This is a genomic window from Flindersiella endophytica, assembly GCF_054779015.1.
In genome coordinates this window covers 570,894-592,785 of record NZ_BAAGYY010000013.1, presented here as the reverse complement: position 1 = coordinate 592,785, position 21,892 = coordinate 570,894, and the positions used below count along the sequence as shown (strand labels likewise).

General features: G+C 67.7%; 19 protein-coding genes. 17 read left to right on the top strand and 2 right to left on the bottom strand.

All coding sequences use genetic code 11. The features are described from left to right. Positions 1-119: 119 nt before the first annotated feature. The 12 genes from ACYVF6_RS15045 to ACYVF6_RS14990 all read left to right on the top strand — a co-directional run bounded on the left by ACYVF6_RS15045 (position 120) and on the right by ACYVF6_RS14990 (position 14,428). The gene (locus ACYVF6_RS15045; RefSeq protein ID WP_460521461.1) at positions 120-1,172 is read left to right on the top strand and encodes a Gfo/Idh/MocA family protein; all 1,053 of its coding nucleotides are present in this window, start codon (positions 120-122) and stop codon (positions 1,170-1,172) included. Then, a complete protein-coding gene (locus tag ACYVF6_RS15040; protein ID WP_460521459.1) occupies positions 1,169-2,302 on the top strand; it encodes a DegT/DnrJ/EryC1/StrS family aminotransferase in 1,134 nt (377 codons plus the stop codon). Before ACYVF6_RS15045 ends, ACYVF6_RS15040 begins: the two co-directional genes overlap by 4 nt. Positions 2,303-2,305: 3 nt before the next feature. Beyond that, entirely contained in the window at positions 2,306-2,947 is a 642-nt protein-coding gene (locus ACYVF6_RS15035; RefSeq protein ID WP_460521457.1) for an acyltransferase, read from the top strand. Further along, the gene (locus ACYVF6_RS15030) at positions 2,931-3,542 is read left to right on the top strand and encodes a sugar transferase (RefSeq protein WP_460521455.1); all 612 of its coding nucleotides are present in this window, start codon (positions 2,931-2,933) and stop codon (positions 3,540-3,542) included. The genes ACYVF6_RS15035 and ACYVF6_RS15030 overlap by 17 nt, the downstream gene beginning before the upstream one ends. Next, positions 3,539-6,703 carry a murein biosynthesis integral membrane protein MurJ gene (murJ, locus tag ACYVF6_RS15025; RefSeq protein WP_460521453.1) on the top strand — a complete coding sequence of 1,055 codons (3,165 nt, stop codon included), beginning with the start codon at positions 3,539-3,541 and terminating at the stop codon, positions 6,701-6,703. The genes ACYVF6_RS15030 and murJ overlap by 4 nt, the downstream gene beginning before the upstream one ends. Continuing rightward, the gene (locus ACYVF6_RS15020) at positions 6,663-7,811 is read left to right on the top strand and encodes a glycosyltransferase family 4 protein (protein WP_460521648.1); all 1,149 of its coding nucleotides are present in this window, start codon (positions 6,663-6,665) and stop codon (positions 7,809-7,811) included. The genes murJ and ACYVF6_RS15020 overlap by 41 nt, the downstream gene beginning before the upstream one ends. After that, positions 7,808-9,337 carry a tyrosine-protein kinase domain-containing protein gene (locus ACYVF6_RS15015; protein WP_460521451.1) on the top strand — a complete coding sequence of 510 codons (1,530 nt, stop codon included), beginning with the start codon at positions 7,808-7,810 and terminating at the stop codon, positions 9,335-9,337. The genes ACYVF6_RS15020 and ACYVF6_RS15015 overlap by 4 nt, the downstream gene beginning before the upstream one ends. Before the next feature lie 198 nt (positions 9,338-9,535). Next, on the top strand, positions 9,536-10,012 hold the full coding sequence (locus ACYVF6_RS15010) for an NUDIX hydrolase (protein ID WP_460521449.1): 477 nt from the start codon (positions 9,536-9,538) through the stop codon (positions 10,010-10,012). Positions 10,013-10,099: 87 nt separating this feature from the next. Beyond that, positions 10,100-11,281, top strand: a complete 1,182-nt coding sequence (locus ACYVF6_RS15005; RefSeq protein WP_460521446.1) for an FAD-dependent oxidoreductase — start codon at positions 10,100-10,102, stop codon at positions 11,279-11,281. 2 nt (positions 11,282-11,283) lie between these two features. After that, a complete protein-coding gene (locus ACYVF6_RS15000; protein WP_460521444.1) occupies positions 11,284-12,465 on the top strand; it encodes a carboxylate--amine ligase in 1,182 nt (393 codons plus the stop codon). 9 nt (positions 12,466-12,474) lie between these two features. Continuing rightward, positions 12,475-13,929: a polysaccharide deacetylase family protein gene (locus ACYVF6_RS14995; protein ID WP_460521443.1), complete on the top strand. Its 1,455-nt coding sequence runs from the start codon at positions 12,475-12,477 to the stop codon at positions 13,927-13,929. Positions 13,930-14,044: 115 nt separating this feature from the next. Further along, on the top strand, positions 14,045-14,428 hold the full coding sequence (locus ACYVF6_RS14990) for a hypothetical protein (RefSeq protein ID WP_460521441.1): 384 nt from the start codon (positions 14,045-14,047) through the stop codon (positions 14,426-14,428). Between the two features lie 143 nt (positions 14,429-14,571). On the opposite strand, the gene ACYVF6_RS14985 is transcribed toward ACYVF6_RS14990, so the two are convergent. Both ACYVF6_RS14985 and ACYVF6_RS14980 read right to left on the bottom strand, forming a co-directional pair. Beyond that, positions 14,572-14,760: a hypothetical protein gene (locus tag ACYVF6_RS14985; RefSeq protein WP_460521439.1), complete on the bottom strand. Its 189-nt coding sequence runs from the start codon at positions 14,758-14,760 to the stop codon at positions 14,572-14,574. A gap of 95 nt (positions 14,761-14,855) precedes the next feature. Next, positions 14,856-15,911, bottom strand: coding sequence for an ROK family protein (locus tag ACYVF6_RS14980; RefSeq protein WP_460521437.1), 1,056 nt, complete (start codon positions 15,909-15,911; stop codon positions 14,856-14,858). Between the two features lie 304 nt (positions 15,912-16,215). On the opposite strand from ACYVF6_RS14980, the gene ACYVF6_RS14975 reads away from it, so the two are divergent. From ACYVF6_RS14975 to ACYVF6_RS14955, 5 genes are read left to right on the top strand one after another with little or no spacing between them, the layout of a single operon-like run. Further along, positions 16,216-17,754, top strand: a complete 1,539-nt coding sequence (locus ACYVF6_RS14975) for an ABC transporter substrate-binding protein (protein ID WP_460521435.1) — start codon at positions 16,216-16,218, stop codon at positions 17,752-17,754. A 36-nt stretch (positions 17,755-17,790) separates the two neighbouring features. Next, positions 17,791-18,774, top strand: coding sequence for an ABC transporter permease (locus ACYVF6_RS14970; RefSeq protein WP_460521433.1), 984 nt, complete (start codon positions 17,791-17,793; stop codon positions 18,772-18,774). Positions 18,775-18,777: 3 nt separating this feature from the next. Further along, a complete protein-coding gene (locus ACYVF6_RS14965; RefSeq protein WP_460521431.1) occupies positions 18,778-19,731 on the top strand; it encodes an ABC transporter permease in 954 nt (317 codons plus the stop codon). A 4-nt stretch (positions 19,732-19,735) separates the two neighbouring features. After that, entirely contained in the window at positions 19,736-20,755 is a 1,020-nt protein-coding gene (locus tag ACYVF6_RS14960; protein WP_460521429.1) for an ABC transporter ATP-binding protein, read from the top strand. Next, positions 20,748-21,731: an ABC transporter ATP-binding protein gene (locus ACYVF6_RS14955; RefSeq protein ID WP_460521426.1), complete on the top strand. Its 984-nt coding sequence runs from the start codon at positions 20,748-20,750 to the stop codon at positions 21,729-21,731. The genes ACYVF6_RS14960 and ACYVF6_RS14955 overlap by 8 nt, the downstream gene beginning before the upstream one ends. Positions 21,732-21,892: the final 161 nt, after the last annotated feature.

The window sequence follows — 21,892 nt, the reverse complement described above, 5'->3', positions numbered from 1 at the left end:
CTGAGGTGTAACCGTAGGCCCGACCACACGACTCATCTCATGCGTCCGGCTGCCGCGGACGTGACATCGTCGCATCGAGGCCGAGCGGCGAGTTCTTTCCCTGGAGGGGGGAGTCTTTGATGCAGTCCAACCTGCGCGTCGGCGTCCTTGGCGTTGGCTACTGGGGCTCGAAGCACCTTCGCGTGCTCCAGTCCGTCCCCGGTGTCACGGAGGTCCACGCGATCGACGAGCGCCTGGGCCACATGCCGGAGTACGCGCAGTTCATCTCCGCGGGCCGAGGCCACCTGAGCTTGACAGCAGCGCTGCCGCATGTGGACGCGGTCGTTATCGCGACGCCGCCCACGTCCCACGCCCGCCTCGGGCTGGAGGCCATCGCCGCCGGCAAGCACATCCTGGTCGAGAAGCCGTTGGCAACCACCACGGCGGACGCGGAGGCCATGGTCAAGGCTGCCGACGAGGCGGGTGTGGTCCTGATGGTGGGTCACACTTTCGAGTACAACGCAGCGGTGTGGATGCTGCGCGACTTGATCCAGTCCGAAGAGCTCGGCTCGCTGTTCTACCTGGACAGTGCCCGGCTGAACCTCGGCCTTTACCAGACCGACGTCAACGTGATCTACGACCTGGCACCGCACGACATCTCTATCGCCAACCACGTGCTCGGTGCCCGCCCGAACGCTGTCGAGGCCTGGGGGTCACGGCACGTTCACTCGACGTACGAGGACGTGGCGTACCTTCGCCTGCACTACGACCAGCTGGGCGTGTCGGCGAACATCCACGTGAGCTGGCTCGACCCGCACAAGGTCCGCCGGCTGACCGCCGTCGGCTCGAAGAAGATGGCTGTCTACAACGACATGGCCGAGGAGAAGGTCCGCGTTCACGACAAGGCGGCGTTGCCCTCGGCACCGAACGGCTCGGGGCCGGCTCGGTTCGTCTACCACCAGGGTGACGTGATCTCCCCGTTCGTGAACTTCCAGGAGCCCCTGGCCGTTCAGGACAGGCACTTCGCCGACTGCATCCAGAAGGGCACCAAGCCCACGACCGACGGTGCCTGCGGGCTCGCGGTCGTCCAGGTCCTGGAGGGTGCGCAGATCTCGCTGGCCGAGGGCCGGCGGGTGGATCTGGCCGAGCTGTCGGACCGGCGGCCCAGCGTGCTCATCGGAGCGGTCGCATGAGCGCCTCCGTCGACGGTGTGCCGTTCACCGACCTGGGCGCGATGGCCCGTGAGGTGTGGCCCTCGATCCAGACCGACTACACCGAAGCCCTGCTGGCCGGCCGTTACATCGGTGGCGCGGCCGTGGAGAGCTTCGAGCAGCAGTTCGCGGCGTACTGCCAGACGGAGTACGCCATCGGCGTCGCCAACGGCACCGACGCCCTGCAGCTGACCCTCGAGGCGCTCGGTATCGGCGCCGGCTCGGAGGTCATCGTTCCGGCCAACACGTTCATCGCGACCGTCGAGGCGGTCGTGCGGGCCGGGGCCACGCCGCGGTTCGCCGACGTCGACCCGGACACGTTGCTGCTGACGCCGGAGTCGTTCGAGACCGCGCTGAGCCCGAGAACGGCCGCGGTCATGGTCGTCCACCTGTACGGGCAGATGCCCGACATGGACGCCCTCACCGCGAAGGCGGCCGAGGCCGGCGTGCTCGTGATCGAGGACGCGGCTCAGGCGCACGGTGCCGAATGGAATGGCAGGCGGGCGGGTTCGTTCGGCATCGCCGGTTGCTTCAGCTTCTACCCGGGCAAGAACCTCGGCGCGTTCGGTGACGCGGGCGCGGTGGTGACCTCCGACCTGGAGCTCGCCGACCGTATCCGCTGCCTGGCCAACCATGGCCGGGCCGGCGGGTCGATGCACTACGAGCACGAGCTCGTGGGCACCAACAGCCGGCTCGACGCGCTGCAGGCGATCGCCCTGTCGGCGAAGCTTGCCAGCAACGAAGCCTGGACGATCGCCCGGATCGCGCTGGCGGAGGAGTACCGCAAGCGGCTCGCCGGCAGCGATCTGAAGATGGTCGAGCGCTCCCCGCTCGCCAGGCACGTCTACCACCTGTTCGTGGTCCGGGTCCAGGATCGGGCGAGGGTGCAGGACGCCCTTGCCGACAAGGGAATCCGTACCGGCGTCCACTATCCCGTTCCCTGCCACCAGCAGCCACCGCTGCGACGCTACGCCGACGGTCCGCTGCCGGTGTGTGAGTCGAGCGCGGGTGAGCTGATCTCGCTGCCGCTGTTCCCGCACATGACCTGGGAGCAGCTCGAGCGGGTGTGTGACGTGCTTCGGGAGGCGACCAAGCCGGCTGGAAGGGCGTAATCGATGTCGCAACATGCCAAACCGGGCCATTCGCCCGAATGGACCGTGGACGACAACGTCGTCATTGGTTACCCGGTTGGCCGTGGCGCGGGCTCGGGACAGGCGGCACCGCCGCTTGTCCTGGGCCCGGGCGCCCGGCTGCGTACCGGAACGGTCCTGTACGACGGGTCGGTGATCGGCATCCGGCTGGAAACCGGCCACGGTGTCGTGATCCGCGAGGAGTGCCGGCTCGGCGACCACGTGTCGGTGTGGAGCAACACGGTCATCGACTACGGCTGCCGGATCGGCAACCGGGTGAAGATTCACACCGGCTGCTACATCGCGCAGTTCACCGTGCTCGAGGACGACGTGTTCCTCGCACCCGGGGTCGTGATCGGCAACGACCTCTACCCGGGGAACGAGGACTCGGCCCGGCTGATGGCCGGCCCGACGATCGAGAAGGGGGCGCAGATCGGCGTGAACGTCACGATCCTTCCGTACGTGAAGATCGGGGCGGGCGCACTGATCGGTGCCGGATCCGTGGTCAGCCGCGACATTCCGGCCGGGATGGTGGCGTTCGGGAATCCCGCCAAACCGCGACGGCCGGTGGAAGAGCTGCCGGACATCGCGGCTCGGGTGGGAGCTCTCAATGAAACGCGCGCTTGACGTCCTGGTCTCCTCGGTCGTGCTCGCGATCCTGTCGCCGCTGCTGCTGGTGATCTGGGTCGCGGTCCGGCTGACCTCACCGGGTCCGGCCGTCTTCAAGCAGGAGCGGCTCGGCCGGCACCGCGTGCCGTTCACGATGTACAAGTTCCGCACGATGTACGTCGACGCCGGCGACGAGGTGCACCGGGCGTACGTACGCCAGCTGCTCACCGCCGACGAAGCTCCGACCGGTGGCGAGGGTGGGCTGTACAAGCTCGAGTCGGACCCCCGGATCACCAGACTGGGCAACTGGTTGCGCCGTACCTCACTCGACGAGCTTCCCCAGCTGGTGAACGTGTTTCGCGGTGACATGTCGCTGGTCGGCCCGCGGCCGGTGCTGTCCTGGGAGGCCGAGCTGTTCAGCGAAACGGAGTGCCTGCGGTTCCAGGTGCCGCCTGGGATCACCGGCCTGTGGCAGGTGAGCGGACGCAACCAGCTGTCGATGCGTGACGCCCTCGAACTGGACGTCGAGTACGTCGCACGGCAGAGCTTCGCCTACGACCTCACGCTGCTGGTTCGTACCGTCCCCGCGGTGTTGAAACGTGGAGCCGCATGAGCGTCACAAGCAGCGCTCACCCCCGCGTGCCTCCGCCGGAAGCGGAACCCCTCACCGCTCCGGCGGAGGCCGTCACCTCCGATGAGGAGGCCACTGCGACCGTCAGCGACTCGCTGACGGTCGCAGTGTGGACGATTGTCAGCCGTGTCACGGGGGTGCTCCGGGGTGCGACCGTCGCGGCGGTGCTGGGCGCGACGTTCTTCGCCAACACCTACCAGTTCACGACGTCGCTGCCGAGCCTGGTCTACTACGGCTTCCTCGGCGGCTCGATGTTCACCTCGCTGCTGATTCCCGCGCTGGTGAAGCACATCGACACCGGCGACAGCCGCGCCGCCGCGCGCGTTGCCGGCGGGTTCTTCGGGATGATCGTCAGCGTCCTGCTGGTCGCCGTGCCGATCGCTGCGGTGATCGCGGTGTTCGGCATGGGGCAGAGCCATGCCAGCGCCCTGCTCGTCCTGATGCTGATGCCGGCGGTGCCGTTCTACGCGGTCGTCGGCTCGGCGAGCGCGGTGATGAACGCCCATCGCAGGTTCGCGTTGGCGGCTGCCGCGCCGGCGGCCGAGAACATCGGCATGATCCTCGTGCTGGTGCTGAGCGCCGTGCTGTACCCCACGGCCTTGTTCGGTGGCGGCGGCATCGAAGAGCCACCGCTCGGCATGTTGTTGTTGCTCGGGCTCGGTGCGTCCGGTGCCGTGGGCGCGCACGCCTTCACTCAGTGGTGGGGCGCCCGGCGGGTGGGCGTCGTGCTGCGTCCCCGCGCGGGCTGGCGTGATCCCGAGGTGCGCACGATCGTACGGCGAGCAGGGCCGTCGCTCGTCCAGGCTTGTGTGCAGGCGCTGCAACTGCTGCTGTCGTTGCTGATCGCGGGCGCTGTCGCCGGTGGCGTGGTGGCGTTCCAGCTCGCGATGAACTTCTACTACCTGCCGATCGCGTTGGGTGCGACGCCGGTCGCGCTGGCGCTGGCTCCCAGGCTGTCGCGCATGACGAGCGCGCGGGAGCAGGCGACGTTCCGGGAGACCTACCTGCAGGGCCTGGCGTTCGCACTGTTCCTCGCGATTCCGGCGGCGGTCGCGTACGGCGTGCTGTCGGGCTCGCTCGCGACCGCGATCTCGTTCGGCGGCTTCGGGTCGGGCGGCGGACCGGACCTGCTGGCGGCCGCCCTGCTGGGACTGGCGCTCGGGGTCGCGGCGGAGACGGTCTTCCTGGTCACGACGTACGCGTGCTATGCGCGAAACGACACCAAGACGCCGTTGTGGGCGATGCTCGTCCGCGTCGGGATCGGTCTCGCGCTGGCCTGGCCGGCGGTGCTGCTGGACGGCTCCGCGGTGCTTCTCGTCCTGGGGCTGGCGTGGTCTCTCGGCGGGCTGGCCGGCGCGGCGTTCCTGGCGCGGCGGTTGCTGCGCGGGTTGCCCCGCGGGCCGGAGCCGTTGCGACGAGCGCTGCCGCGCATCGTCCTGGTCTCGGCGGTGATGGCACCGGTCGCCTGGGGTGTTGCCACCGGCACCGAGGCGTTGCTGCCCGACTTCCTGTCGGCCGGTGCGCGGTCGCTGGTCGGCGTGCTGATCGCCTGTGTGGTAGGCGGTTTCGTCTATCTCGGGCTGCAGTCGTACCTCCGCGCACCCGAGCTGTCGTGGGTCCTCAGCGCGCTCAAGCTGTCCCGCCTGCTGAAGTACATCCCGCAGCCGCCGCAGCGGGAACGGCGTCGCCCGCTGCAGCCGCGCAAGGTCGCCGCCGACCTCGTTGTCAAGACAGTTCTGCTTCTGCTGTGTGCGGCGGCGGGTGTCGGCGTCGGCATCTCGCCGATCTACGCCGTCGCCGGCCTGGCGGGCATCGCGATCGTGGCCTGGGTGGTTGCCCGGCCGCAGGTGGCGGCGTACCTGCTGATCGTGCTCACGCCGCTGACCGCCGGCATCGACCGCGGCACGCTGGTGCCTGTGCTGCGTCCGAACGAGGCCGTGGCCGTGCTGGTCGCTGTCGCGCTGTTCGTGCACTGGGTGCTGTACGCGCGCTCGGGCTCGTTGCGGGTTCCCAAGCTCGACAAGGTCGACTGGTCGCTGATCGCGCTGGCCATGTGCAACTCGGTCGTGCCGATCCTCGCGATGATGGTCCGCGGCAAGGAGGTGACCGGCGACGACTACCAGCACGCGATCGTGCTGTGGAAGTACCTCGTCGTGTACGCCATCGTCCGTTACGCCGTGAAGTCCAAAGCCGCCGTCTACAAGAGCCTGTGGCTGTCGATCGGGACCGCGGCACTGGTGTGTGTGATCGGTGTCCTGCAGGCGCTGAACCTGTTCGGCGTGCCAGCGCTGCTGGGCATCCTGTACGCGCCGTTCGGTGTCGAGCGGACGTTGAGCATCGGCCGGGGTGGGTCGACGCTGGCGCTTCCGGCGGCGGTCGGCGACCTCGCGATCCTCAACCTGGCGTTGGCGGTCGCGCTGATCATGCGCGGTGCGCGGCATCGCAAGCTGCTGGCGGTGCTCGCGGTGATCTGTGTCTTCGGCGTTGGCGCGGCGGGCGAGTTCTCGAGCATCCTCGGCCTGCTGGCGGCGGTCGCCGCGCTGCTGTTGGTGACGGCTTCCGGCCGGCTGCTGGCGTACACGATTCCGGTCGCACTGGTCGGAGGGGTCGCGCTGTGGCCGGTGATCGAGACCCGGCTGATGGGGTTCCAGAGTGCGTCGGGGATCCCGGACAGCTGGCTGGTGCGCTACCACAACCTCTCGACGTACTTCTGGCCCGACCTGTTCTCGCACTGGAACTGGCTGTTCGGCGTGCAGCCGGCGGCCCGGGTGCCGGCTGCGCACGAGGAGTTCGGCTGGGTGTGGATCGAGAGCGGGCACACCTGGCTGCTGTGGGCGGGCGGAGTGCCACTGCTCGCGGCGTACGTCTTCTTCGTCTGGGTCACGCTGAAGGCGTCGTGGCGTGACTCGCGCAGCCACGTCGGCCTCGACGTCCACGGTGTGATCGGCACCGCGCTGTTCGCCGTCGTCGCGGCTGACGTCGTTCTCATGATCTTCGACCCGCATCTGACCTACCGCGGTGCGGCCGACGCGATGTTCATCCTGTTCGCCCTGCAACGTGGACCTACGAGGGAGCCTTCAAGTGAAAGCGCGAGTCTTGTTGATGGTCGAGAACGTCCCGTTGGGGCGAGATCACCGACTTAAGAAGCACGCTTCGGCGCTCGTGGAGGCGGGCTTCGAGGTCACGGTGATCTGCCCACGGGACCCTTCGAACGCGAAGGTCCCGGACGTTCGTGTGCTGGACTACCAGCCGCCGCGAGAGGGCTCGAGCAAGTGGGGGTTCGTCTGGGAGTACGCCTACTCGCTCCTGATCGCGGCGCTGCTGCTCGCCCGTGCGTTCGTGACCCGTGGGTTCGACGTGATCCAGATGTCGAGCACGCCGGACATCTACTTCGTCGTGACGGCGCCGTTCCGGCTGCTCGGCAAGAAGGTCGTCTTCGACTGGAAGGATCCGTCTCCGGAGATCTACCAGGCGCGGTACGGCGGGCAGGGGGCCGTGTACCAAACGCTTCGCCGGCTCGAGCGGGCGAGCTTCGGGGTCGCGCATCGTACGCTTGTCGTCAACGAATCCTTGCGTGACTTCGCGGTGACGCGCGGTGGCGTCGAGCACGAGGATGTCACGATCGTCGGGAACGGGCCGGTCCTCGCCCACACCAGGCCGCGGCCCGCGCGTCCGGAACTGCGTCGTGGGTTCGAGCATCTCGTGTGCCTGCTCGGCATGATGGGGCCGCAGGACAAGATAGACCTCGCGATCGAGGCAATAGACCATTTGGTCCATGAACTGGACCGAAAGGACTGCGCGTTCACCTTCGTCGGCGTGGGAGACTTCGTGCCGGAAGCGAAGACGATGGTCGAACAGCGTGGTCTGGGCGAGTGGGTCACGTTTCCCGGGTGGGTCGAGGAAGACCTCGCGTTCACCTATCTGTCAACCGCCGATATCGGCATCGAGCCCAACCTCGAGGAGTTCGTGTCACCGGTGAAAGCCATGGAATACATGGCGTTCGGTCTTCCGTTCGTCGCGTTCGACGTCGCCGAGACGCGGCGGCTGGCCGATGGCGCTGGCGTCTATGCCAAACCAGGCGATGTGGTCGATTTCGCTCGGCTTCTGGACGAGCTCCTTAACGATTCGGAGAAGCGTCAGCAGATGGGCGAAATCGGCAGGCATCGAGTCGAAAATGCCATAGCCTGGGACCATCAGAAAACGGCCTACCTCAACGTGTACGGCCAGTTGCTCGACAGGCGGTCTCGATGAGTACGAATCCCCAAGTCCCGTTGATCCCTTCGGCGTCGGGTGGCGGTGGCGCGAAGCGCCTGGCGCTGCGATACGGCCCGTGGATTCTCCTGGTCACGTTGATCGTGACGGGGTTCGCGTTCGGTGCCGCGCAGATGATCACGCCGAAATACGTCAGCACGGCCAGCGTCGTCGTCGAGCCACGGGTGTTCGCCAACACGACGCCGCTGCAGCCCGACATGGGCACTGAGAAGCAGGTCGCGCAGTCCGGCGTGGTGCTGGAGGCGGCGGCCGAGAAGCTCGATGTCGGCATGGGCGAGCTCGACGAAGGCCTGGCGATCACCGTCACTCCCGACGCGAACGTGCTGGTCTTCACCTACACCCACGCCGACGCCGGCAAGGCACAGCGCCGGGCGGAGGCCGTGGCGGAGGGCTACGTCAAATACCGCAACGCCGATGCTGCCGCGCAGGAGAACACCGCCAAGCCGACGCTGCAGGCGACGCTGGTCACCAGGGCGGGCCTGCCGGCGAAGCCGATCGGCAGCCCTGTCGGGCTCTATGTCGGCGTCGGCCTGCTGGCCGGGCTGGCGCTCGGGGTCGGCACCAGCCTGATCCGCGACCGCCTCGACGACGGGCTGCGCGGACCGTCCGATGTCGAGAAATACTCCGGGATGTCGTTGCTGGCAAGCATTCCCCGGATTCGTCCCCGCCGCGGCGAGGTCGACGAAGACCTTCCTGTCGTGGTGCGCGAGCCCGACTCGGCGGGTGCGGAAGCGTTCCGGCATCTGCGCACGCGCTTGCAGGCCCAGGCCGCTCACGGCCGTGGGGCGACGCTGCTGATCGCCAGCCCGGAAGAGCTGGACGGTCGCACGACGACCGCGACCAACCTCGCGATCTCGCTCGCGGTGTCCGGGGCGAAGGTCGTGCTGATCGACGCCGACCTGCGTTACTCACCGGCCGATCCCACGGGGACCGAGCCGGCCCGGCGCGGCCTGACCGACGTCCTGGGCGGGCGATGGGCGCCGCACGAGGCGCTGGTCGAGACGATCATCCCGGGCCTGCGGATGCTGCCGGCGGGCCGTTCGGTGGAGAACGGCGCCGACCTGCTCGAGCCGTCGAAGCTGCAACGCACGTTGAGCGCACTGCTGGAGAACGCCGACTTCGTGATCGTCGACTCCGGCCCCCTGCTCGAGACGAGCGACGCGGCCGCGTTCGCCTCCGTCGTCGACTCCGCGATCATCGTCGTCGACCTGCGCCACACCACCCGGGCGGTGCTCTCGAAGGCAGTCCGCGTCCTCCGCTCCTTCGACGCGAAACCACTGGGAGCGGTGGCCAACTTCGCGGCGGGCGGCAAGCGCAAGCGCCGGTCGTTGCGCTACGAGTCGCTCAGCCTGCTGGCACCTCCGCCGCCGGCGACAGCCACGACCTCGAGCCCGAGCTCGACGGACGGCGCTGCGGAAACCTCGGCGGCCGCGCACGAGCCGCAGTTCCGCCAGCCGGTGTCGGCCTACGACCGTCCCTCGGAGTCCGAGAACGCCCAGAACTAACGGCCTGCCAGACCCGACCCAGCCGCCGCCGAACGTCCCCGTCCGGCGGTGGCCGGCGTCTTGGCGGCGGTTGGCGGGGTGGCGGTGGGTGGCCGGCGCACTGTGCTTTCGCACGTTGGCCGCGGCCGCCGATCGCCTTGCGCGGCAGGTACATGAAGCAGTCGGCGGCCACCGTCGCCGATCGCTAAGGTTCGGAGCATGAGTTTGCGATTGGCGGCCTACGCCGTGTGCATCGAGGAGGGGCGGGTGCTGCTTGCCCGGCATGTGGCGGGGGACGGCACGTCCGCGTGGACGTTGCCCGGCGGTGGTGTCGACCACGCGGAGCACCCGTACGACGCGGTGCTGCGAGAAGTTGCCGAGGAGACCGGCTGTACCGCCGTCGTCGAACGACTGCTGGGTGTGGATTCGAGGCTGATTCCCGCCGCCGAGCGGGCGGTTGCCGGTGCACCCGATCATCAGAACGTCGGCATCTTCTATGGGGTCCGGATCGTCGGCGGCGAGCTGCGGCCGGAGCCGGACGGTGGCGAGATCGCCGAGTCGGTCTGGACGCCGATTCCCGATGTGGCTAGGCTGCGCCGGTCATCGCTGGTTGACGTCGGCATCGCCTTGGCGCAGACGGTTCCGCCCACCGGCCATGTCGACCCCGTCCCCGTTGGCGGGCTGATCCAGCACTGAGAAACAAGACGTCCGAGACCCCGCGCGTCTGTGTAACCAGAATCACGCTCACAAGACTTTAAGTCAGAACCAATTCGATATGCGGGAGTGGGCGTGGCGACCACAGATATTGCGATTCTTGGAGCTGGTCCTTACGGTTTGGCGGTTGCCGCGCATCTGCGGCGCGCCGGCGTGGACCATCGGGTGATCGGTGACCCGATGTCGTTCTGGCGGGCGATGCCGGAAGGCATGTTGCTGCGATCCAACTGGACCGCGAGCTGCATCGCCGACTACCAAGGCGAGCTCAACCTGGACTCGTTCATCAAGGAGTCAGGAGTTCCGTTCGAGCGGCCCGTTCCGCTCGAACGCTTCATCGCGTACGGCGAGTGGGTGCAGAGCAAGGTCGCACCCGACGTCGACCGGCGCACGGTTCGCCTGCTGGAGAAGAAGGCGGACGACGGCTTCCTGCTGCACATGTCCGACGGCGATCCGGTGAGTGCCCGCCGGGTCGTCGTCGCGGCGGGGATCGCGCCGTTCGCCAGGCGGCCGAACGTTTTCGCGAACACACCAAGGCGGTTGGCCACGCACGCGGGCGACCACCGCTCGTTCAGCGAGTACGCCGGCAAGAGCGTGCTCGTCGTCGGCGGTGGCCAGAGTGCGCTGGAGTCGGCCGCGCTGCTGCGTGAGGCGGGCGCGGGCGTCGAGGTCGTCGTACGCCGGCCGAACCTCATCTGGCTGCACGGCGGCAAGTACCACCGCATGCTGGGCAAGTACTCCAAGCTGGTCTACGCACCCACCGACGTCGGCCCGATGGGCCTGTCGAGACTGGTGGCCGTGCCAGAGCTGTTCCGCCGGCTGCCCAGGGGCGTTCAGACACCGCTTGCCTACCGTGCGATCCGCCCGGCAGGCGCGGCCTGGCTGGTGGATCGGCTGGCGGACATACCGATCCGCCTCGGACGCCAGGTGCGGGCCGCCAAGCCGGTCAACGGCCACGTCCGGATCGACCTGGACGACGGCGAGAGCCGGCTGGTCGACCACGTGGTCTACGGCACCGGATACCAGGTCGACATCACGCGCTACCCGTTCTTCTCGCCCGATCTGCTCCAGCAGGTCGAGCAGCTGAACGGATATCCCATCCTGCGCAGGGGACTGGAGACGTCCGTGCCGGGCCTGCACATCGTCGGCGCGCCGGCGGCCTGGAGCTTCGGGCCGATCATGCGCTTCGTGTCGGGCGGCTGGTACGCGGCCGGCAGCATCGTCCGGTCGGTCACGCGAAAGAAGGAGAGCTGACCATGCGACCGGAGCACCGAACGGGTGCGATCGTGCTCGGCGGCGACTACCAAGGGCTCGGGATCGCGCGCAGCCTTGGCAGGAAGGGCGTTCCCGTCATCGTCGTCGACGACGAGATCTCCATCGCCAAGCTGTCGCGTTACGTCAAGCACACCTTGCGCGTGTCCGACCTGCGGGAGGAGAAGCCGACGCTCGACGCGCTGCAGCAGCTGCGCCGCACCTATCCGGTCGACGGCTGGGTGCTGTTCCCGACCCGGGACGAGACCGTCGGTGTGCTGTCCCGGCACCGGAGCGAGCTCAGCGAGCACTTCCTCGTGCCGACGCCGCGTTGGGACTGCACGCGTTACGCGTGGGACAAGCGCGAGACCTACGGGCTGGCCAAGCGACTCGGCGTGCCGACCTCGCGCACGTGGTTCCCGGCCGAGGAGTCGGACCTGGAGCAGATCGACCTGACCACCCCGGTCATCATCAAGCCGGCGATCAAGGAGCACTTCTTCTACGCCACCCGGGCGAAGGCCTGGCGCGTCGACACCAAGGAGGAGTTGCTCGCGAGGTTCCGGCAGGCCAACCAGATCATCGGTGACAGCGGCGAGGTCATCGTGCAGGAGCTGATCCCCGGTGGCGGTGAGAGCCAGTACTCCTACTGCGCGTTCTTCAAGGCGGGCCGGGCGGTCGCGTCGATGACGGTGCGCCGCACCCGCCAGCACCCCTCCGACTTCGGGCGGGCCAGCACGTTCGTCGAGACCGTCGACCTGGAGGACCTGAACGAGCCATCGGCGAAGTTCCTGCGGGAGATCGGCTACTACGGTTTGGTCGAGCTGGAATACAAGCGTGACCCGCGAGACGGTGAGTTCAAGCTGCTGGACTTCAACGCGCGGACCTGGGGCTACCACAGCCTCAGCCCGGCCGCGGGCATCGACTTCCCTTACCTGGTCTACTCCGACCAGATCGGGGAGCCGGTGCGGGCAGGTGTCGCACGGCCGGGCGTGCGCTGGATCCGGCTGGCCACCGACGTACCCAACGCACTGATCGACATCCGTGCGAAGCGGTTGCGAGCCGGCTCATATCTTCGATCGCTGCGGCGCGGCTTCAACGTCGAAGCCGTGTTCTCCGTACGCGACCCGTTGCCGTGGTTCTACGAGCTCGGGCTGCTGCCCTATCTCGCGGTCAAGCGCGGAATCTGAGGTAGCAGTATGTTCGAATCCACGCATACGTTCGGTTTCTTCGACTACTTCCGCATTCCGTACGACGTCATGCCGGCCGCGGACGACGAGCAGTACGCCCGGGTGTCGAGCACGGGAAACCAGAAGAAGGTGCTGCGCTGGCCGACGGCCAACGCCTTCGCATCGCAAACGGTCGCACAGTTCTACAAGCTGGACGGAGCACCGGTCTTCGCCCGCGTCGTACCCGATGACGTGCTGTCGCGACGCCTTCCCGAGTGGGGTGCGGAGTGGAAGGCGATCGCCGAGCTCCACGACGACACCGGCCGCCGGGTCGGCTCGGTGTGGAAGGACAAGCGGGGCAGCGTGGTGCTGCCGTTCGATCCGGACGAGGTTGTCGAGCAGTTCCTTCGCGAGGGCTATCAGAACGCCCCGTCCGGATCTGGCCTGCTGCGGCGACTGGGCCCGACGCTGCTGCGCACGTACTACCTGCTGCGTCCGGTGATCCCGCGTCCGCTCCAGATCGCGCTGCGCCGGGTGTTCACCCGGGTCCAGAACCGGAGCGCGTTCCCTGCCTGGCCGATCGAGACCGCGTTGCACGACTTCTACGAGTGGATGTTCGGCGTCGTCACCGACCTCGCGGGACGGCCAGTGCCCTGGCTGGACCTGTGGCCGGAAGGCCGGAGCTGGGCGCTCGTACTCACCCACGACGTCGAGACCGACGTCGGGGTGCGGCACCGCCATCTGCTTCGGGACCTCGAACGCGAGCACTCGCTGGTCTCGTCGTGGAACTTCGTCCCGCTGCGCTACGAGGTGGAGGACACCGAGGTCAAGGCCCTGCGGGAGGAGGGCTGCGAGGTCGGCGTGCACGGCCTGAAGCACGACGGCCGCGACCTGGAGTCGCTGCGCACGATTCGCCGGCGGTTGCCGGTGATGCACCGGTACGCCAAGGACTGGGGCGCGGTCGGCTTCCGTTCGCCGGCGACGCACCGCCGATGGGAGTGGATGCCGCTGCTCGGCTTCTCCTACGACTCGTCCTACCACGACACGGCGCCGCACGAGCCGAAGCCCGGCGGGTCGTGCAGCTATCTGCCGTTCTTCATCGAGGACATGGTGGAGCTGCCGATCAGCCTGCCGCAGGACCACACGATCTTCACGATCCTGCAGCACGAGAACGCCGGCGTGTGGATCGAGAAGGCGTCACACATCCGCAGCCGGCGGGGAATGGCGCTGGCGCTGACGCACCCGGACTACGCCGCCACGGATGAGCGGGTGGTGGAGGGGTATCGGCTGCTGCTGGACTCCTACGCCGACGACCCGTCGGCCTGGCACGCCCTGCCGAAGGACGTCGCCGACTGGTGGCGGCGCCGGGCGGCGTCGAAGCTCGAGCGGGGGAGGAACGGCAGTGGCTGGCAGGTGTCGGGGCCGGCGCTGCCGGACGGAACCGTGCGGTTCGCGGAGGCAGGGAAGCCGACGTTGACGGCCTGAGGTCGTTCTCCCAGGACCTGCCCATCGGTTGCCAAGCAGTTTCCCATCGGCATGCGTGACCCTGACCCCAGGCAACGCGCGCGACGGTAGGCAGGTCGCGGGGGAGGAGAGTGTCATGACCAGTCGGGATACGCGGGATCTGGGTGGAGTGCGCCTGTATCCACCGCCCGCAAGGGGTTTCGACCCGTTGACCGCGACCAAGGAGGAGCTCCGGCGGCACGGGCTGCCGCTGCGGCCCGACCCGCAGGCACAGCCGGGGTTGGCGGCGCTGTGGGACGGCTGGTCTCGTCGTTACCGTGACTTCACCACCCAGCCGGACTTTCCGTTGGCGCGGTTCGGCGTCGTCTACTTCGACGAGATCAGCGCCTTCACAACGAACGGAAGCGTCTCGCTGACGTCCGGCCAGGCGGTCACGATGGTCGGAACGAACGGGGCCACGCTGGCAAGGCCGGTCCGGCTGAACGACTTCGCGTTCAAGGCGGTGTACGACGCGGACTGACCCACCGCTCCCCAGAAACGGCTGACCCGTCGGCCAGGCCCGCATGTCCGGCCCCTCCAGGTGCGCCCGGTTTCGAGGCACGCCTGCCCGGACCAACGCACTCGCCTGCGCCGACGGGTCAGCTCAAGCTCCTGGATCAGCCCTCAGCCCTGGCTGCCATCCCTGAGCGCGATCGCGGGGTACCAGTTGGTCGCCCCGGTGCGGTCGAGCGTCGCGCGGCCGTACCAGCCGTCGTGTTCGCGCACCCACTTGTCAAGCCGGCCTGGCCACCAACGACCATCGATCTGAATCAGCACCGGCTTGGGTGGTGTCACTTCTCGCGAACTTTCCACGGGTCTTCCTGCCTCCTGTTGCAGTTGCGCGTGTTACTTGAGCGTTCGCGACACGAGGGCAGGGAAGGGGAACGTGTTTCGAACGTATATTCGAACTATAGCCCATCTCCGACGCTGTCCAGCAGCGCGGCATCCACCGCGTCCAGGGCGTGTCGGACCGCGCCGAGGGCGACGACGCCGGTGCCGAGCGTCGACAGTTCGAGCCGTGGAGGCGTAACGATCTTGGTCTGGGCGAGCTGCCGGCGCAGATCGTCCAGGATGTCGGCAGGAGACTCACCGGTCGTGGTGCTCTCGTAACCCACGACGATCAGTTCCGGGTTCAGCAACAGGGAAACCGTCGCGATCACGTTCCTCGTGTCGCCGCCTTCGCGGGAACGCAGGAAGCCCAGCTCGCCCGCACCGCCGCCGTGGCCGCGGACGAGCCGCTGGTCGAGTACCAGCCCGGCGCCGAAACGCTTGCCGGCAAGGAAGAACACCACACTCGCGACGCCTCGGGCCACACCGCGCCAGCACTCGCCGATGGCGCCGAGGTTGGCGTCGTTGTCAACCAGTACGTGACACCCGAGCAGGCGGCGCAACTCTCCAGCCAGGTCGAAATCGGACCACTCCGGAATGGTCTGGCACGAACGCACCCGGCCCTGCGCGGCGTCGACGATGCCTGGCGTGGCGACGCCGGCGCAGCGGAAGTCGACGTACGACAGGCCGGTGCCGGAGAGTGCGGTATCCGCGGCGGTCCGGACGGCGCGCAGCCGGTCGGCGCGTAACGCGTCCGGCGCGACCGGGTGGATGTCCTCGGCGACGACCGTGCCGTCGAGATCCGACAGCACCACGTGGACCTGCTCGACGCGGATGTCGAGACCGAGCACGTACGCCGCCTCCGCGCGGAAGCGGAACCGCCGGGCCGGCCGGCCCCGGCGCTGTCCGCCGCCGTCGGCGGGGCAGACCAGCCCGAGCCGCGACAGGTCGCCGACCGCGGCGTCGACCGTCGGGCGGGACAGCGCGGTGCCAGCCGCGAGTTCGGCGACGCTCATCGTGTCGGCCGCGCGCAACGTGTCGAGGACGAGGCGGGCGTTGAGCCGGCGCAGCAGCGGCGGCGTGGCACCCACGCCGCCCCGCCCACCCGCCCTGCCGGCACCGCCCACGCTGTCCACCTTCACAGGCTCACCGCTGCCGCCGACCGACCGCGCCGCCCTGGCCGGATCTGGCCACCTACTTTCGCAAGGTTGTTACATAACCTCTCTTGCGGCCACCCGTTGAAGGCGGGCAGGCTCGCAACTGGTGGAGTCCGCTGTGCTCATTGGGAGCTGCAACGGTTTTCAGGCGTTTTCAGGTGAGGGCGAGATGAAACGATCGCGAATAGCGTTGGTCGCAGCGCTTGGCGTGTGCCTGGTGGCCACGGCATGTGGCGGTGAGAAGGGTGGCGGCGGTTCCGCGTCCGCGACGACTCTGTCGATCGTGAACGCCTCGGGTTCCTTGTGGACCTGCAACTACAACCCGTTCGCTCCCGTCCGCGTGGACGTGAACCTCATCTACGAGCCGTTGTACGTCATCAACGACTTGACCGGTGAGGAAAAGCCCTGGCTGGCAACGGAATACCAGTGGGGCAACGGCAACAAGCAACTCACGCTGACGATGCGCAAGGGCGTGCGCTGGACCGACGACAAGCCGCTCACGGCCAAGGACGTCGCCTTCACGTTCAACCAGATGAAGCAGTTCCCGGCGATCGACGAGTCCGCGCTGTGGTCGGACGGACTGCTGAAGAGCGTCACCGCACAGGGCGACGACAAGGTCGTCATCGACTTCAACCGCGTCTCGACCACGTCGCTGCGTTACGTCATCAGCACCCGGATCAAGCCCGAGCACATCTGGGCTTCGGTTAAAGATCCGGTAAAGCAGAAGATGACCGAGGCTGTCGGCACCGGCCCGTACAAGGTCGACAAGTGCAGTCCGCAGTCGATCACGTACGTCAAGAACGCGAACTACTGGCAGGAGGGGCTTCCCGTCGTCGAGAAGGTGCTCTACCCCGCCTTCACCGACAACCAGCCCGCCAACCGCTATCTCGCGCAGGGCAAGGGCGACTGGGGCGGCCAGTTCGTACCCAACATCGAGACGTACTGGGTCAAGCAGGACCCCGAGCACCGCAAGTTCTGGTACCCCGCGGTGAGCAACGTCGCGATCGGCGTCAACGTCACCAAGCCCTACCTCAAGGACAAACTGGTCCGGCAGGGACTCTCGTACGCCATCGACCGCGACAAGGTGTCGGAGAAGGGGATGTACGGCTACCAGAAGCCGGCCAGCCAGACCGGCATCGTCGACACGTTCAAGGACTGGCGTGACGAGGCCGCCGACGCCAAGTACGGCTACAAGTACGACTGCGCCAAGGCCGCGGCCAAGCTCACCGAAGCCGGTTTCAAGAAGGGCGCCGACGGCATGTTCACCACGCCGGACGGCAAGCCGTTCAAGCCCGAGCTGATCAACAACGGTGGCTTCACCGACTGGGTGGCATCGGTTCAGGTCATCGAGCAGGGCGCGAAGAAGTGTGGCGTCGGCCTGCAGGTGTCGAACCTCAACGGCCCGCAGTACGACAGCCGCCGCCTGAAGGGCCAGTTCGACCTCGCGTACGGCAACCAGGGCTCCGGGCCGGCGCCGTACTTCGAGCTGCGCAACTGGCTGTTCAGCAAGCTGACCGAGCCGATCGGCACCGACACCGAGACCAACTTCGAACGCTGGCAGGACGACAAGACCGACCAGCTGATCCGCGAGTACGACACCACGCTCGACAAGGCGAAGCAGAAGGAGATCGTGGGCAGCCTGCAGCAGATCATGCTGGAGGAGGTGCCGATCATCCCGGTGACGCAGAACGTCTCGTGGTCGCAGACCGACACGTCGCGGTTCACCGGCTGGCCGACCGAGAAGGACCCGTACGCCAACCCGGCGCCGTACGCGCTCAACTGGGAGGTCGTCCTGCTCCGTCTCAAGCCGGTGAAGAAGTAAGTAAGCGAGTAAGGGACTAGTAAGGGAACAAGGAGCATGCCTCGACTGATCCGCCGCCTGGAATTCTTCGTAGTGACGTTCTGGGCGGCGGTCAGCATCAACTTCCTGCTGCCGCGCATGATGCCAGGCGATCCGGTCGCCGCACTGATGGCGCGGATGAAGGGCCAGATCGACCCGAGGGCGCGCCAGTCGCTGGAGATCATGCTGGGCGTCAACACCGATGCCCCGCTCTGGAAGCAGTATCTCGACTACTGGGGCCAGGTGTTCCGGTTCGACTTCGGCTCGTCGATCACGTACTACCCCGACACCGTTACGCACGTGATCGGGCTGGCGATGCCGTGGACGCTCGGGCTGGTCGGCGCGACGCTGATCATCGCGTTCGTGCTGGGGACGTTCCTCGGCGCGCTCTCCGCCTGGCGCCGGGGCGGGCTGCTCGACAGCGTGCTGCCGCCCATCTTCATCGTCATCGGCGGTCTGCCGTTCTTCTGGGTGGGTTTGCTGTTCATCTACGTGTTCGCGGTCGTGCTCGGCATCTTCCCGGTCGGCTTCGGCTACAACGTCGACGAAGGTCTCTCGTTCGACTGGCCGACGATCGTGAGCATCGTCGAGCACGCGTTCCTTCCGGCGCTCACGATCGTGCTGACGTCGATCGGCGGCTGGATCCTGACCATGCGCAACACGATGATCGGCGTGCTCAACGAGGACTACATCAAGATGGCGCGGGCCAAGGGACTCGGCAGCGGCCGCATCATGCTGCAGTACGCCAGCCGCAACGCCGTGCTGCCGAACCTCACGGGGTTCGCGATGTCGCTCGGCTTCGTGATCAGCGGTGCGTTGCTGGTCGAGATCGTGTTCGCCTATCCAGGCGTGGGTTTCCAGTTCGTCCAGGCCGTGGAGGGCCAGGACTATCCGTTGATGCAGGGGCTGTTCCTGCTGGTGACGACCGCGACGCTGCTGTCGGTGCTGGTGGCTGACGGGATCACGTACCTGCTCGACCCGCGAACGCGTGGAAAGGGGTGACGGATGACGGGCACGCAACCCAGCACTGTTTCCCCGGAGGCGCCTTCTCTGGAGGCGACCCCGGGATCCCGAAGGCAACGCAGTGCGCTGGGAAACCTCGCGGTCGCGGTACTCCGCAACCCGAAGGCGTTGACCGGCGTCTGCATCCTCGGCGTCTTCGTGCTGATGGCCCTGTTCGCCTCGATCATCGCACCCTTCGACCCGAAGGACGACAGCTTCGGCGTCAGCGAAGGACCGTCGGGCGGCCACTGGCTCGGCACCACGTCGTACGGCCAGGACATCTTCTCCCAGCTGGTCTACGGTGCGAGGGAGTCGTTGCTGATCGCGCTGCTGGTCGGCGCGGCGGCGACGGTCGTGTCGGCGCTGCTCGGTGTGGCCGCGGCGTACATCGGCAACGTCGCCGACCACGTGCTCTCGTTGGTCACCGACATCTTCCTGGTGATTCCGGGCCTGCCGCTGCTGATCGTCATCACGTCGTACATCCGCGGCGGCGGTGTGCTGGTGATGGTGGCAGTGATCGCGTTCACCAGCTGGGCGTACGGTGCCCGGCAGTTCCGCGCGCAGGCGCTGTCCTTGCGTAACCGCGAGTTCCTCGAAGCGGCGCGCGTGCGAGGCGAGCGCACGTGGTACACCATCGTGTTCGAGATCCTGCCGACGATGACCGGGCTACTGATCGCCAACTTCCTGGGTGCCGCGGTCGGTGGCATCCTCGCGGTGGCGGGCCTGCAGTTCATCGGACTCGGCGACGTCAGCCAGATCAGCTGGGGCTCGATGATGCACTGGGCGGAGAACAACGAGGCCCTGCAGACCGGCGTCCCGCTGTGGGACCTGGCGCCCGGGCTCTGCATCGCGTTGCTGGCGGCGAGTTTCTCGCTGATCAACTACGCGTTCGACGAGGTGAGCAATCCCGCGCTTCGGCCGCCGGGTAGGAAGGCACGCCGTGTCCGTACAGTGTGAAGGAGTGGGGTGGGCGAGTGCGGCCGCAGGCCGCGGGGCCGGCGTAAGCACAGCTCTGCTGGAGGTCAGCGACCTCGTCGTCGACTACGGTGTGGACGAGCCGGTCCGGGCCGTCGACAACGTGAGCTTGACGGTGCACAAGGGCGAGTTCGTCGGCATCGTCGGCGAGTCCGGCTGCGGGAAGTCGACGCTGCTCTACGCGATCGCCCGGCTGCTGAGCCCGCCGGCGCGGATCGTGTCGGGCTCGGTGACGTTCTCCGGCACAGACATGGTGGGGCTCAGCGAGGACGAGCTGCGGCACATCCGGTGGCGCGACCTGTCGGTCGTCATGCAGAGTGCGATGAACGCGCTGAACCCCGTGCTGACGATCGAGGCGCAGCTGACCGACGCGATCCTGGCGCACGAGCAGCTGTCGAAGGAGGCGGCGCGTTCGCGTTGCGAGGAAGTGCTGCGGCTGGTCGGCATCGACGTCGTACACCTGCGAAGCTATCCGCACCAGCTGTCCGGCGGTATGCGCCAGCGCGCGATGATCGCGATGGCGCTGGTGTTCCGGCCCGACCTGGTCATCATGGACGAGCCGACGTCGGCTCTGGACGTCGTTGCGCAGCGGTCGCTGATGCAGCGGGTAAAGAAGTTGCAGCAGGAGTTCGGGTTCGCGGTGCTCTTCGTGACGCACGACATGTCGTTGGTGAGCCACTTCTCCGACCGGCTGGCGATCATGTACGCGGGACAGGTCGTGGAGTTGGGCGCCACCCGGGAGGTGTTCCGTACGCCTCGGCATCCTTACAGCGTGGGGCTGCTGGGCGCCTTCCCGTCGATCCGCGGGGAACGCCGGCCGCTGACGGGGATCCCCGGCAGTCCGCCCGACCTGCGGCATCCGCCGAAGGGATGCCGGTTCCATCCGCGTTGCCCGAAGCGGTTCGAGCCGTGCGACACGCTTCCGCCGGAGGAGTACCAGATCGAGACCGCCGACATCGTGCGGTGCCACCTCTACGGCGATGTTACGGAGGGCCGAGATGGCTGAGGCCGTGTTGGAGGCCAAGGGGTTGACCCGGCACTTCAAGGTCGGGGGAGCGCTTGGGCGACAGACGTTGCACGCCGTCGACGGGGTGGACCTGGCGATCGGCGAGCGGGAGATCGTCGCTCTGGTAGGGGAAAGTGGCAGCGGGAAGAGTACGATCGCCCGGCTGCTGGCGCTGCTGTACCCCGTGACCGGCGGCGAGATCTCGTTCCGCGGGCAGCCGGTGGCCTCGTTGCGTTCGCGGCGGCGGAAGCTGGAGTACCGGCGGCGCGTGCAGATGGTCTTCCAGGATCCGTACAGCTCGCTGAGCCCGATCTATCAGGCCGCGCATCCGATCATGCGGTCTTTGAAGCTGCATCGGCCGGAGCTGTCGCGGGCGCAGCGGGAGGCTGAGACCCAGCGGCTGCTGGAGGAAGTCGGGCTGACGCCGGCTTCGGAGGTGATGCACAAGTATCCGTACGAGCTGTCGGGTGGGCAGCGGCAGCGGGTGGGCTTCGCGGCGGCGCTGGCCTGCCGGCCGGACGTGATCCTGGCGGACGAGCCCGTGTCGATGCTGGACGTGTCGATTCGGGTGGGGTTGTTGAACCTGATGGCGAAGCTGCGGGAGGAGGAGGGGGTCTCGTTCCTGTACATCACGCACGATCTGGCGTCAGCGCGGTACGTGGCGGATCGGATGCTGGTGATGTACGCCGGGCATGTGGTGGAGAGCGGGCCTTCGGAGGAGGTGCTGGCGAATCCGCAGCATCCCTACACGCAGTTGTTGCTGTCGGCGGCGCCGGATCCGTGGATGGAGCTCGGGGAGACGGCTGACAGCGGGGAGCCGCCGCGGGTGGTGGATCCGGAGCCGGGGTGCCGGTTCATGCCGCGGTGTCCGGTGGCGATGGAGGTGTGTGGGCGGGTGGATCCGGAGCTGTCGGAGCTGCGGGAGGCGCATTCGGCGGCGTGTCACTACGCGGTGATGCACAAGGGGGATGGCTGAGGTTCGGCGTCGTCCCGGGTTCGGTTCTTTGTTGTTTTGGGCTCGACTTGGCTTGTGGCGATGGGCCTTTTGGGTGGCCTCCGGCGGGCCGGACACTCGGGTTCGGAACCGGGGCTTTCCGGCCCCTCGCCTGTCGGACACGTCACCGAAGGTTTAGCCGA

Excerpts from the sequence above, each read along its gene's own strand:
- ACYVF6_RS15045 (WP_460521461.1), top strand. The coding sequence starts at position 120 with ATGCAGTCCAACCTGCGCGTCGGCGTCCTTGGCGTTGGCTACTGGGGC.
- ACYVF6_RS15040 (WP_460521459.1), top strand. The coding sequence starts at position 1,169 with ATGAGCGCCTCCGTCGACGGTGTGCCGTTCACCGACCTGGGCGCGATG.
- ACYVF6_RS15035 (WP_460521457.1), top strand. The coding sequence starts at position 2,306 with ATGTCGCAACATGCCAAACCGGGCCATTCGCCCGAATGGACCGTGGAC.
- ACYVF6_RS15030 (WP_460521455.1), top strand. The coding sequence starts at position 2,931 with ATGAAACGCGCGCTTGACGTCCTGGTCTCCTCGGTCGTGCTCGCGATC.
- murJ (WP_460521453.1), top strand. The coding sequence starts at position 3,539 with ATGAGCGTCACAAGCAGCGCTCACCCCCGCGTGCCTCCGCCGGAAGCG.
- ACYVF6_RS15020 (WP_460521648.1), top strand. The coding sequence starts at position 6,663 with ATGGTCGAGAACGTCCCGTTGGGGCGAGATCACCGACTTAAGAAGCAC.
- ACYVF6_RS15015 (WP_460521451.1), top strand. The coding sequence starts at position 7,808 with ATGAGTACGAATCCCCAAGTCCCGTTGATCCCTTCGGCGTCGGGTGGC.
- ACYVF6_RS15010 (WP_460521449.1), top strand. The coding sequence starts at position 9,536 with ATGAGTTTGCGATTGGCGGCCTACGCCGTGTGCATCGAGGAGGGGCGG.
- ACYVF6_RS15000 (WP_460521444.1), top strand. The coding sequence starts at position 11,284 with ATGCGACCGGAGCACCGAACGGGTGCGATCGTGCTCGGCGGCGACTAC.
- ACYVF6_RS14995 (WP_460521443.1), top strand. The coding sequence starts at position 12,475 with ATGTTCGAATCCACGCATACGTTCGGTTTCTTCGACTACTTCCGCATT.
- ACYVF6_RS14990 (WP_460521441.1), top strand. The coding sequence starts at position 14,045 with ATGACCAGTCGGGATACGCGGGATCTGGGTGGAGTGCGCCTGTATCCA.
- ACYVF6_RS14970 (WP_460521433.1), top strand. The coding sequence starts at position 17,791 with ATGCCTCGACTGATCCGCCGCCTGGAATTCTTCGTAGTGACGTTCTGG.
- ACYVF6_RS14965 (WP_460521431.1), top strand. The coding sequence starts at position 18,778 with ATGACGGGCACGCAACCCAGCACTGTTTCCCCGGAGGCGCCTTCTCTG.
- ACYVF6_RS14955 (WP_460521426.1), top strand. The coding sequence starts at position 20,748 with ATGGCTGAGGCCGTGTTGGAGGCCAAGGGGTTGACCCGGCACTTCAAG.